Raw genomic sequence first — 13,151 nt, 5'->3', positions numbered from 1 at the left:
TTGGATAGTATGAAGCTTATGTAAATTGAGCAATTTTTGAAACTAACGAGCCCTAGTAATTCTTAGGAGTTTTGTTAGATACTAAGTAAGGAATATTACATGCGTGATCCATCATCTACCACTGAAGGGCTCAAGGGGAAAATCATGTATACGGCTGCTTCGTTGCGGAATTTGAGCCTACTATGGGATTTAAACCGGATATATCTCACGCTTGCCGAGGCGAAGAAGAAACCTTTGACAACAGCCGAGAAGGAGTATGTTCAAGGGTTGCTGTCTTACAAACGCCCCCAGGAAATCGCCAAGGATCGAGGGGTTGAGGTGAGAGGGGCGCGTGTTGAACTTAGTAAGTTGTATCAGCTCGCTAGAATTGGTTTGCAGCAGGAAAAAGTCACTTGTAGTAACTTTGCTGAACTGTTTAAGGCAGCTGGGTATGCCCTACAAGCTAACTTAGAAACACCTGAAAGGCTAACAAAAGTAAAAGACCATGAGCCAGTTTTTTTGAGTTATTGCGAGGCTGATGGCACTACAGCTTTAGCTGAAGGAGTTATAGAGTTTTTAGACACGAACGGATATCCAGTTTTGGCTGATGTTTACCCAACTCAGCTTGATCCTTTATATGTACAAGTGATTGCTGAAGATTTAAAGCAGAGCAATTACCTAATTTTTTTGCTGTCATCTAGTATGGCGATTAGCGAGCAAGCACTAGAACTGATTCGGTATGTTCGGGAGCTATGGGATGAACGAGGAGAAAAAGTTCCAGCGATTCTATCGGTTCGTATCAACTGGACTAATGACACCCCAATTACTTATGAGCTACAGCAATTTTTGAATGAAGTGCCTCAGTTAGATTGGCAGGATGGAAAGTTTGATAAGGCTTTCTGCCAAGGCATCCTAACTTGGATTGAAAGTAAATCATTACCAGACACACCTGAATCTCCAAATGTGCAAACGTTAGGTTCTCAGTCAGGTTTAGTTCAGTACCTTCCCCCACTACCTAAAGCATCTCCAGTGATAGTCAATGAACTACCCACTGGTCAGGTTGCCTTGCATTCCTCTTTATATGTAAACAGATCACCTATTGAAGAGAACTGCTACAGTACTGTGTTACAGCCAGGTGCCCTGATTCGGATTAAAGCCCCAAGGCAAATGGGAAAAACCTCGCTGATGGCAAGAATTTTGCATCATGCAACTAATCATACACACTACGCTGTTGGGCTAAGTTTTCAGCTGGCAGAACGCAATTTATTTGTAACCTTCGATCGCTTTTTAAAGTGGATATGTTCTTATGTCAGTCAATCTCTAAACCTACCTAATCGAATAAACGAAGATTGGAATGCAGATTTGTACGGAAGTAGTGTTAGTTGCAGCAATTACTTTAAAAAATATGTGTTGCAGCAATTAGATCAACCTTTAGTATTGGCTTTGGATGAGTTAGATCGGGTGTTTGAGTATGATCACCTTGCTGAAGATTTTTTAGCACTTTTAAGAGCTTGGTATGAACAAGGTCGGCGCGATGAGACATGGGCAAAGTTTAAATTGATCATGGTTCATGCTACAGATGTCTATGTACCCATGAATGTGTACCAATCGCCATTTAATGTGGGTTTGCCGATTGACTTACCAGAATTTACATTAGAGCAAATGCATGATTTGGCTGGTCGCTATCAGCTCCAGCTGACAACTGATAATATCCAACAGTTGAGATATTTAATTAGTGGGCATCCTTATTTAGTGCAAGTTGCTTTTTATGCTTTGGCATATCGAGGACTATCATTAGAGTATTTATACAAGACAGCAGTAACGGAATCGGGTGTTTATAGCGATCATCTGCGGCGTTACCTATGGCAATTGAACAGCCAGCCAGAGCTAATTGAGGCTATTAAGCAAATTGTGAAGGCAGACAGACCAGTCAGAGTTGACCCATCAGTTGGGTTTAAGCTGCAAGCCTTAGGTCTAGTCAATCCAGTTGGAAACGAAGTTGTTCCTCGGTGTCACCTATACCGTCAGTATTTTGGCGAATGGTTTGCGGCAGCGTTAGATCCATAAAGAATTCTGAGCTACAACGTTAGGCAAAACGTTAGTTTCTAAGTTGAACTATCTCCGTAATAATAACGATATGCTGAACCGTACAATACCTCTCAGGTGTGTCTCATGAAGCAGGTCGATAAGCACGTTATTGCGTTGTTTGGTGCGTTACTGCTGATTACACTGAGCACCACGCCAATTGCAGCACAATCGATTATTCCAGATCCAAACGGAACTGGAACGATCGTAACGCCCAATGGCGATCGTCTTGATATTCATGGTGGTCAACTATCGGGCGATCGCACTAATCTCTTCCACAGTCTGACTCGGTTTGGTTTAACCCAGCAACAAATAGCTAACTTTTTATCAGATCCCAATATCCGTAATATTTTAGTGCGAATTAATGGTGGGGAAGCATCCTTTATCGATGGTCTCGTTCAGGTCTCAGGCAGTAATGCCAACCTATATATTATGAATCCATCTGGGATTGTCTTTGGCAATAATGCCCGCTTGAACGTGCCTGCTTCATTCACAGCTACTACTGCAAATGGAATTGGGTTCGGTGCAACTTGGTTCAACGCTTACGGCGACAACAATTATGTGACCTTAAATGGAGTGCCTAATCAGCTAGCATTCACAATGCCATCGCCAAATAGCATCGTGAACTATGGCAATCTAACCGTTAAACAAGATTTGACTCTAGTGGGTGGTGAGATTGTAAGCCCTGGGCAACTTAATGCACCTAACGGAAATGTTACCCTGGGTGCTGTTCCTGGAAATACGATCGTTCGGATTAACTTACCCAATAGTATTTTGAGTTTTGAATTTCTAAGTTCTCCAGGTAGTCACCTAAACGATGATTATCTCTCTCCATCGGCTTTGCCACAGCTCTTAACTGGTGGAAGCTCAATTGCCAATGCCACATCTATTCAAGTTAATCAAGATGGCTCAATTCGGCTATCAGGATCTGGCATTTCGGCTCATCATATAAACGCTAAAGTAATCAATATAGTGTCACCGGAAATAGTTGACTATCCTCGCGGGTGGAACCCGATAAATTGCTTTCCCACTTGTTCCCCTGAATCTTCAACACAACTAGAGCTGTATGGATTTGACAGTCTAATGCAGCCCGTTAATTATCCAATTCCTACACCTCCATCTAATTCGGCTCCTGCCCCTCCTTCCAATGCCACGCAATCGCAATCTACTAGTACACCTTTTACCTTAAAGCAAAGTCCAGTGTGGCCCATTAATTATCCAATTCCTTTGCCTCCATCTAATTTGGCTCCTGCTCCTCCTCCCAATACTACGCGATCACACTCTTCTAGTATGTCTTCTGCCTCAGAGCTGGATCGGTTTTACGGTATAATTCAGCCCGTTAATTATCCAATTCCTTTGCCTCCATCTAATTCGGCTCCTGCCCCTCCTCCCGATACTACGCGATTACACTCTTCTAGTACGCCTTCTACTTTAAAGCAACCGTCATTACCTATTTCATCGCCCCTCTTTCCCCTTGTGAGTGAACCAATTCAAGGTTTGTCATCTAAATCTTTTAATCAAGATTCAATTCGCCAAGTAGACCCTTCGTCAATTGTCATCTCACTAGAACCCGGCGCAATTCAACTCTCTAGAGCGAGTGTCTTACGACTATTAGTCAATGTAAATAACAATTTATTGGTTCACTCTCCTGGTAATCACCAAGACACTTCGATCCTCGGCTCTAGAGTTTTTAATATTGATGCCGAATTGAAAATCCTTGGAGATGATGTTACTTGGGGCATAGTATATCTTGACAATCCTCCAGCCCGATTTGATTAACTAGACCATAGGCATTGAATGCTAACGAGTTCTGAAACAGACGATTTTAAGTATTGGGTAGGTGGTAGTTTACCAGCCAATGCTCAAACCTATGTCGTGCGAAAAGCTGACACTGAGTTGTACCAAAAGTTACAAGCTGGAGAATTTTGTTATATATTTAACTCTCGGCAAATGGGCAAATCGAGTCTATGTGTGCGGACAGTGCATCGTTTACGAAGGGAGGGCACTACCTGCGTTACTGTCGATCTTGCTAGTTTAGGTAGCCGAACTCTAACCCTAGAACAATGGTATGCAGCCTTTACTTATACCCTTGCAGATGGATTGAAGCTTACTGAAAGCCTGAATTTTCGTGACTGGTGGGAGCAGCATCAGTTTTTACCGCCCACCCAACGGCTTGATCAATTTATTGATAAGGTTATTCTGACAACTTACTCAACAAATGTTTGCCTGTTCATTGATGAAATTGATAGTGTTTTAGGACTAGCTTTTTCTTTAGATGACTTTTTTTCGTTGCTACGAACTTTCTATAATCGCCGTGCAGATCGTCCTCAGTATCGGCGGTTAGCGATCGCTCTCCTCGGCGTTGCTACCCCTTCTGGGCTCATTCAGGATATCCGGCGTACCCCATTTAATATTGGTTGTGCGATTGAACTAGCTGGGTTCACTCATGCAGAGGCAAGCCTATTAGCAACCGGATTGCGATTGAAAACAATACAGCCCCAACTAATTTTGAGTTCTATTTTAAATTGGACATCTGGCCAACCCTTCCTAACTCAGAAACTTTGCCAAGCAATTATCCAATATCCAGGCACAATTCAGCCAGGCAGTGAAATTAAATTTGTCAATGATTTAGTTTCAAATCAGATATTAGAAAACTGGGAAGCGAACGATAATCCACCCCATTTAAAGACAATCCGCGATCGTGTATTAGGCAGTGATCAACGAACAGGTAGAATTTTGGGACTTTATCGGCATGTTCTGATGCATCACAGTGTGCCGTGTAACGACAGTTTGGAGCAGACAGAGCTTATCTTATCAGGACTTATTATTAAACATCAGGGACAACTTAAACCTCATAATCAGATTTATGCAGCCATTTTCAACTTGGCTTGGGTAGAGCAGACCCTTGCAATGCTACGCCCCTATAGTGAAAAAATAGAATATTGGCTTGCAAACGATCGCCAAGATATGTCCTATTTGCTACAAGGGCGAGATCTTCAAGAAGCTATAGCTTGGGCAGAAACTAAAAGCCTTAGTGATCAGGATTATCAGTTTTTAGCAGCCAGCCAAGAGCTAGAAAAACAAACAATTCAAAATGCCTATTTAGTAGAACGAGATGCCAAATTTAGGGCTGAGCAAAAAGCAGAACAAATTTTATCAACAGCGATACTAAAAGCTAGAAGAACTATTCGAACTAGTATCTTGATTTCAAGTCTATTTTTGCTTTTAGCGGCTATTGGATGGTTCTCAGGTGAAAGATCAGCAACCTTTGCTAGGCAGAAAGAAGCTGAAGCTAAACAGAAAGAAGCTGAAGTCCGCAAATTAGAACATATTGTAACAGATGCCTCCCAAAAACTTAGCTTGATCCAGCAACAAATTATTAAGTCTCAACAAGAAGTAGCTAATACTCAAAAAGAAAGAAAAAATGCTCAAGAACAAACTGAGATTTTTAAGCAAATTGCCCTGAAAGGTGAGAAAAAGCTCTCTAGCATCAAGAAATATATCGCGATTGCGCAAGCAAAACAAGCCGAGGCAATGTCGAAAACTTATCAGAATCAAATTAGGTTAAAGTCAATCTCAGAAAGTTTGATAAGCATGGAAGTTTCTAGAGGCTTAGAGCAACTAGACCGGAAGGGAGAAAAATTAGAGAAAGAGTTTTTCAATTTATTTGGAGAAGAATTAGAAATAACTCAATTAGCAATTAAGAATATTCTTGACATTCAAGAATTTGCGAAGCAGAAAACGTTGTCTTCTCAAGAAATCTTCAAAGGATCTAGGAGAATATTACGTAATATTTTAAGCAATATTCATGAGCGTAATAAGTTTTTAGCTCACGACAACTGGATCTTTGATGTGAAATTTAGCCCGAATGGGAAATGGATTGCAACAGCGAGCAAAGATGGTACTGCTAAGTTATGGTCTATTACAGGGGAAGAACTACAAAAATATGAAGGGCATCACAACCCTATCACAAGTCTAGTTTTTTCTCACGATAACAAATATTTGCTTACTAGCAGTGAAGATAAAACAGTCAAACTTTGGGAAGTTCACACAGGTAAGCAGATTCAAGTGTTACGACATCAAGACAAAGTTTTTAGCTTGGACATCTCGCCTGATGCAACAACTATTGTGACTGGTGATGAGCGAGGCTTCTTGCAGTTTTGGGATCGGAGCGGCAATAGATTTAGCACAATAAAAGTTCATGAGTCTAGGATCACAAGTGTCAAATTTAGTTCAGATGGAAAACAGATTATTACAGCCAGTCAAGATACTAAAGTCTTAGTATGGAATATTTCTGATAAAACACTTAAACAACTAGACAGTTCCAATGGCTGGCATCAAAGTCCAGTTTTTCGATCTCAAATCAATGTAAAAACTCAGCAAGTAATAACAGCAAGTCTTGATGGCGCAAGGTTAGGAGGAATAAATGAGAAACCTAAAATTTTGAAAGGCTATCACGGAGCTATCTTTAATATTGCGTTTTCTCCAGATGGAAAAACCATTGCCGCAGGTGGAAGTGATGGTCGAATCTATATTTGGGATGCAAATGGCGATCTCTTGGAGCAGTTTAACGGACACGAGGGTTCTGTCAATGGCCTCAGTTTTAGCCCAGACGGTAAACAGTTAGTAACAGTAGGTGACGATCGCACGGTTCGCCTATGGGATTTAGAGTGGTTACCTCAACTATGGCAAGCTCATAAAGGCAAAATCTTTAGTTTTAGTTTCAGTCCTGATAGTCAATGGCTAGCTACGACTGGATTAGAAGATGATACAGTTCAAGTTCGTAATTTGGTAGCCAACAAAACTTATAAATGGGCAGCACAGCAAAGCGGAGTTTTACAAATAGATTTTAGTCCAGACGGAACTCAACTTTTAACGACAGGGATGGATGGAACCATCAAACTTTGGGGATTATTAGGGAAACAGATGACAACTATAACAGGCCATAGAGGGCGGGTGTTTGATGGTGCCTTTAGCCCAAACGGCCAATATATTGCGACCGTCGGCATTGATGGAATGGTGCGTTTATGGGATCACTCTGGTCAGTTGATTTGGCAATTTCTAGCTCACCAGGATGGTGCAATGGGGATTAGCTTTAGTCCAGATGGACAATATATAGCAACTGCAGGAGTAGATACTAAAGCACGAATTTGGAGCTTGTCTGGTAAGCAACTTAGTACATTAGAAGGACATAAAGGTTGGGTTGTTGATGTGCAATTTAGTCCTGATAGCCAAATACTTGCAACTACTGGTGATGATGGCACTGTAAGACTTTGGAATCGCCAAGGGAAAGAACTAGTTCAATCACCCAAAGGCGGAGGTCTACTATACAGCGTTCAATTTAGCTCTGATGGTAAGCAACTCATTACTGCTGGATTAAGATCTGTAACTTTGTGGGCAATCGAGTCATATGAAAAAGAACAAATACAACTTCAGGAAATTAAACAGTTTACTCAAGATGATGCGTCTGCTTATATGGCTCGCATTAGCCCAAATAAGCATCAAATTGCGATAGCTAAATCAAATGGGCAGATCCAATTATGGCCACTTCGCCCAGCCACAGTCAGTGCTCATTTAGATTCACTCTTGATTGAAGGTTGTAGTTGGCTTAAAGATTATCTGAAGCAAAGCTCTGATAATGACAAAGTTTTTCAGCTCTGTATAGAAGAGAAGTCTTAGGGACTTCCAAAGAAATAATCATCCCAAATTTGATTTGGGCTCATAGGAAATATCCACAAACCATTTACCCAGATCCAACAAATTACCGTGCTCATCGAGTTCAGTAAAGCGTTGAATTTGCTTTTCGACTTGAGCCATCGCGTGTTGCGTCAGTTTCACACCCGTTTGATACGTTTGAGTTACCAGTTGAACGACGGGATACTGCCCCTTCCAAGTCATCATTTGGGCAAACTGCAAGACGGTGGCGATCTCATCGAGGATGCTCCCATTCCAATGATTGTAATGCATCCCTAAAACTGGACATCTAAACAACCAGTTTTAGGGATGCATTACATGTTGAAAAGAGGCTAAAACGCAACCCAGAATTACCGAAATGGGACATCCTCATTTAACCTGCTACTGGGTAAACTCATTCCCAGAAATCTCCTAAGTTTCTCGTAAACGTGGCGCTTTACATCAACCTCGGAGCAATTCATATTCACGGGGTTAGGTGCACCCAATGGGTGCACCTTTTTTGTGTCCTCTTCTACTCTTGCTCATCCGACCCAAATTTCCTCAGCCTCTGGCTGTGCCCCCCACTGTGCTTGATGCATCTAAAAGCTGTTGTAAATATCTCCTTCGATCAGTTGCGTAATTTCCAGATTGGGCAACCCGAGAGTTCTATAGGAACTGGCGAGTCAGGCACTCTGCTCTTCCTGTTGTTGATCGATATGCCTCTAAAACTGAAGGTAGGACATGAAACTATTCCAAAGGATGACTAAACAGCGCCCGGTTGCTAAAGGTTTTCAGCAGAAAGCATCAACTGACACTCAAACCTCATTTCTGCTAGAACCGATTCTGACTCCTAGTGCTGGAATTGACGGTACAGAAGGAACACCGGAAATGGCGATCGCTCAATTGTCGCCACCTGCTCTAGCAGATTTTGATTTTGACTTACCTGGAATCGATGCCCAACTCGATGTATCCGACTCATTCCTCGATCATGAGGGGTATGACCTGAGTGATGGAGAGCTAGAACCTGTTACTTTCATTGACTCATTGGGATCGGTAGATCCGATCGCTCCCATTGGGTTTGAGTCTGGTGTTTTTACCGTTGGCTCTTCTGGGGAAGTTGGCATCGACTTTCTGTTTGATGGTGGCGCTTATCAAGGGGAATTGGCAATTTTTAGCCTGGAGGGGATGGAGCAATTCGAGCCAGGATCAGATGCCTTTATTCAAGAGGCGGCTCGACGGGCGTTGAGTAGTTCTGATTTAGGTTATGTGGTGATTTCAGATACCACAGATGCTGCCAGATTCAGCGGCAGCTTTGCCTGGGAAGGGGACTTTAACTCTGGTGATTATCAAGGGGTGCAAACCTTTCAGATGCGACCGGGCGATCGCTTAGGCTTCATGCTGGTACCCAATGGTAGTGTACAGACTGTATTGGAAGAACCCTGCCATGGGCTGCGCCCCCTGTTCTCTATGTCTACAGCCAACCCTAATGACGGTTTCCAGGCAGGACAAATTGCGGATGTAACGGGTGATGGCAATACGTTCGTCTTTGAAGATTTGCGGGTAGATGGTCATAGCGATCTTGACTACAACGATATGGTATTCCAGGTGCGTGGTGCCACTGCCAACGCAGCACACCTGGATGATGTGGTTGATCCTTACCGGGATTGGCGCACCTCCAATCTAGGACAGGCGCTGGTTGCTTATGCTGAGGCTTACGTTAATCCTAATTTCAGTAACATTCCAACTGTCGATGCCCCTTTGTCGCATCAGCCCTTCATTGGTGTCATTGATACCGGATTTGCGGCGAACAATCCTGATATTGATTACTCCCGCTTAATTTTGGGATATGACTGGGTCGGCAACGATAATAATCCACTGCTCCAACCCGGTGAGGGTAGTGAACATGGCACCCATGTTTTAGGAATTATCGGAGCGACTCAAAACAACAATTTTGGTATTGATGGCATCAATGATGATGCGCCAATTTGGGTTGGACGGGCGATCGGGTCTGGACAATGGGCAAATTCACTGACTGAATTTGTTGATGCAGCGAGAGAGTCAGGACAACCCAATGCTGTTGTAAACCTGAGTTTGGATTTGACTCAAATCAATCCTGATGGGAGTATCACCACCCGTTATGAACTCACTCCTACAGAATGGGCTGCCCTGGAATATGCTCGACAAAACAATGTTTTGGTTGTGGTCGCAGCGGGCAACGATGGCGGTGTCATGTCGGCTTTGGGACAAGCTTCTCAGATGTTTGACAACCTCATTACTGTTGGTGCAGCCGATGGATATAACCGAGCCGAGTATTCTAGCTACGGGTATGGCTTGGACATCATGGCGTTTGGGGGTAGTGCTGAAGGGGGAATTTTCTCAACTGTTGCTGATGGCATCGGTACAATGGCAGGCACGTCTGTGGCAACAGCACAGGTGACTGGAGCCATTTCCCAAGTTTGGGCAGCTAACCCTGGGTTGAGCTACCGCCAGGTAATTGACCTGATCAAATCCACCGCTCAAGATTTAGGCGCAGCTGGCTTTGATTTAGAAACAGGGGCAGGGTTACTGAATGTTGCCGCCGCGATTAGTTTTGCCAAAATTACCCAACCAGAAGCCTATTTAACTCCAGACATTCCGATCCCGGAGACGTGGAGCGGTGCAGGACGTGTTACACCAACGGAGCGGGCAGCGGCAGATGAGTTTATGGGTCGTTACTATGAATGGGATGCGTACACCGTTCGTCCGGGGGATACCCTGAGTGCGATCGCTCTGCAAAGAATGGGGAACGGTACAGCCCCTTACTACAACTTCATTGCTAGCAAGAATGGCATTGCTAATCCTAACCTGATCTACGTCAATCAGGTGATCTTAATTCCTAGACAAGTATCTGGTCCTTCCTTACCTCCCCCACCTCCCCCACCTCCTCCAGTCACCAACCGGACTCCCTATGTTATTAAACCGGGCGATACCTTATGGGCGATCGCGCAGTCTCGCTTAGGAAATGGCACGAAATGGACAACCATCAGTAAAGATGCGGCGGGAACCCAGTTTTTTACCTCTGAAGAAGCTCGTCGCCTGCAAGTTGGGCAAACGGTCTACTTACCTGTCAACTGGGAGCCAGGAACAGGTACCCCAATCATTTCTCGTCCGATAGATACAGAGCCAAAAATAAGTGCATGGCAACATCCACTTCCGGGCTACCCGGTCACCAGTGAATATGGTCCTAGATGGGGAACTTTCCATCATGGAATTGATATTGGAACTTCAGGGACGACACCACCTGTTAAGTCCGCAGCATCAGGGAAAGTCATTTATGCAGGATGGGATCCAACACCTGGGGTAATTCGAGGGGCTTCGGGACCTAGTGGTGGATATGGAAACTTAGTGATTATTGAACATCCAAATGGCGTTCGAACTTACTATGCTCATCTATCCAGCATTACCGTTGCAACAGGTCAAACCGTTACGAGCAGCACTGTAATTGGTAATGTGGGTAGTACTGGTTATTCAACAGGTCATCATTTGCATTTTGAAATGCGTGTTTCTCCTTATCGTTGGCCAAATGATACCCGGAATCCTAGAAACTATATCCGGTTCTAGGAAGTTGAGCAGGCAGCTTTGAAAAGGCTTGCAGTCAGCCTTTATTGGTTATGGTGATTTATCCATAGTAGCTACATTGCCAGTAGTTTTTGTCTAAACAGCGATCGTGTCTTGGCAAACTAAGGCGCGATCGCTGTTTTGTCAGTCGATTTTCGCAACGTGCGTAAAACTGCACTACATCAATCCGAGTAATCAATAACGCAGTTGAAAAATTCTTATCGTGGGCTAACAGGCGATCTCGGAACTCATTGGATTAAAAGGTGAATAATCATGTTGCCTGAACATTGTCGAACTTGGATTTGTCCTGATCTACGTCCTGACTGGCAATTGATCAAAGTTAAAAATACGGATCAATATTTGCTGCGAGCAAGGCAACAACCGATTCGTTGGAGCTTTTCTATGGCTGAAGGTCAGGCTCTACGCTATTTTACGGGTAGCTTTACGATTGAACAGGTTCAACACTCTTGCCAACAAGAACTCGACAATATCTCTCCCAGATTTGTGCTTGACCTGATTGAAAAATTGATTGAGCGGAATATTTTATGGCTATCGGATGAGGAGGCTGGCTCCGCTTCTGAGTTACGGTTAAAACCAGCTGTGCAATGGTTTCGGCAATCAGATAGCTTTTGGATTTTACGCAATCCTGAAGATGTGACCCGGCAGTTACAGGTGAGCGATCGCCATAAACAGGCAATCAGCCTACTCAACCACCTCACACCTGCCCAAATTGTCCAACAAGGAACGATTACACCCGAAGAACTACGGTTCTTGCTCCAGCAACTAGCGACAGCGGGGATGCTAGTTGGCATAGAACCACCACAACCCCCTAAACGTAAGCTCACACCCTTACAATTTCTGTTTTTTTCAGTACCGCTTGGTAATCCCGATCGGTGGTTGAGCCGCAATGTGCAATATCTAGCTTGGATCTGGACTCGTGCATTTAGTCTGTGCTTACTGATCTTTTTAAGCATGACGTTGATCTATGGACTACAACGGCAAGGAGAATTCTCCCGGATGGCAATGGCGCTGTGGCAACAACGGGATCTGGCGGTCACGGTAGCATTTGGACTTTTGACATTACTGGTTGTATCACTGCACGAACTCGGTCATGCCTTCACCCTCAAACACTATGACCGCATAGTGCCGCAGGTCGGACTCATGTTCATGTTGCTATTTCCGGCAGCTTACGTGAACACAACCGATCAATATGCGCTGACTCGACTGCAACGATCGCTGGTTGTTGGGGCTGGCGTAATCTGTCAAATTACCCTTGCGGCGATCGGCTTCTGGACTTGGCAAATCACCCAAACGGACACCTGGTTAAATACAGGGGCGTTTCTACTGATGCTGGCATCGCTATTTACCGTTGCGATTAATCTGAATCCCCTCGCCAAATTTGATGGCTATTATCTGGCAGTGGCTCTGACAGGCATTAATAATTTGCGATCGCGTTCCTTCAGCTTCTATGCCCGGTTATTCCGTCTACGACCTGCATCTGAAAAGCTGCAACATTGTTGGATTCTCGCCACTTATGCACCGTTTAGCCTTGCGTATAGCCTCTCTGTCTTTGGCTTTCTGCTGATGCGCCTTACTGGTTGGACACTCACCAACATTCCGGCAATCGCCCTAGTCCTGCTAGGAGTTTGGGCAATTTACTTCTACTTCCCGACCACCAATCCTCGCTAATTCTTCTTAGGAGATTCCATGACCTTATCTTCCCCCTCCTCCCGCGTAACGCTGAAAGTTGTCTCCCCTTCGTCTCCCAGTAATCCCACTCCCCATCCTACTCCCCCACCTGTCTCTTATACACATCT

General features: G+C 44.0%; 6 protein-coding genes. 5 read left to right on the top strand and 1 reads right to left on the bottom strand.

Annotated elements, in window-relative coordinates:
* The first annotated feature begins 99 nt into the window (after positions 1–99).
* From ACN4EK_RS13080 to ACN4EK_RS13070, 3 genes are all read left to right on the top strand, one after another.
* Positions 100–2,046: an AAA-like domain-containing protein gene (locus tag ACN4EK_RS13080; protein ID WP_431658343.1), complete on the top strand. Its 1,947-nt coding sequence runs from the start codon at positions 100–102 to the stop codon at positions 2,044–2,046.
* A 105-nt stretch (positions 2,047–2,151) separates the two neighbouring features.
* The gene (locus tag ACN4EK_RS13075) at positions 2,152–3,843 is read left to right on the top strand and encodes a filamentous hemagglutinin N-terminal domain-containing protein (RefSeq protein ID WP_431658342.1); all 1,692 of its coding nucleotides are present in this window, start codon (positions 2,152–2,154) and stop codon (positions 3,841–3,843) included.
* Between the two features lie 18 nt (positions 3,844–3,861).
* The gene (locus tag ACN4EK_RS13070; RefSeq protein WP_431658341.1) at positions 3,862–7,743 is read left to right on the top strand and encodes an AAA-like domain-containing protein; all 3,882 of its coding nucleotides are present in this window, start codon (positions 3,862–3,864) and stop codon (positions 7,741–7,743) included.
* A gap of 18 nt (positions 7,744–7,761) precedes the next feature.
* Here ACN4EK_RS13070 and ACN4EK_RS13065 read toward each other — a convergent pair whose 3' ends face one another.
* Entirely contained in the window at positions 7,762–8,031 is a 270-nt protein-coding gene (locus ACN4EK_RS13065; protein ID WP_431658339.1) for an ISAzo13-like element transposase-related protein, read from the bottom strand.
* 465 nt (positions 8,032–8,496) lie between these two features.
* Between ACN4EK_RS13065 and ACN4EK_RS13060 the strand changes: the two genes are divergently transcribed.
* Positions 8,497–11,337: a S8 family serine peptidase gene (locus tag ACN4EK_RS13060; RefSeq protein ID WP_431658338.1), complete on the top strand. Its 2,841-nt coding sequence runs from the start codon at positions 8,497–8,499 to the stop codon at positions 11,335–11,337.
* Positions 11,338–11,607: 270 nt separating this feature from the next.
* A complete protein-coding gene (locus ACN4EK_RS13055) occupies positions 11,608–13,023 on the top strand; it encodes a zinc metalloprotease (protein WP_431658337.1) in 1,416 nt (471 codons plus the stop codon).
* Positions 13,024–13,151: the final 128 nt, after the last annotated feature.

Source organism: Pantanalinema rosaneae CENA516, from assembly GCF_050753385.1.
In the GTDB taxonomy this organism is placed as follows: Bacteria; Cyanobacteriota; Cyanobacteriia; order Leptolyngbyales; family Leptolyngbyaceae; genus Pantanalinema; species Pantanalinema rosaneae.
This window is presented reverse-complemented; position numbering and strand designations above follow the sequence as displayed.